Genomic DNA, 266 nt, shown 5'->3' with positions numbered 1-266 from the left:
GGAAAGGGGAAGGAGAGGAGGGGAAAGGGGGGGAGGGGAGGAGAGGGAAGAAAGAAAAAAAAGAGAGGAGGAGGGAAGAGAGGGGGGGGGGAAAAGAAGGGGAGGGAAGAAGAAAAGGAGAAAGAGGGAGGGGGGGAGAAAGGAGAAAGAGGAAGGGGAGAGGAGAAAGGAAAAGGAGAGGAAAGAGGAGAAGAGAAGCAAAAAAAGGGGGAAAGAAAAAAAAAGGGGGAAGGGGAAGGAGAGGGAGAAAAGATACCAACGTAATC

1 protein-coding gene is annotated in these 266 nt (G+C 51.5%); it reads left to right on the top strand.

Translation table 11 applies throughout. The features are described 5' to 3' along the window. A partial coding sequence (locus tag AC1RP1_RS08350) for a hypothetical protein (protein ID WP_481762780.1) occupies positions 1-264 on the top strand: 264 nt, incomplete at its 5' end. Positions 265-266: the final 2 nt, after the last annotated feature.

It is taken from the genome of Dellaglioa sp. CoH-56-MRSF-13, assembly GCF_056782095.1.
The sequence above is the reverse complement of the archived record's forward strand: the minus strand, read 5'-3'. Positions and strand labels throughout refer to the sequence as shown.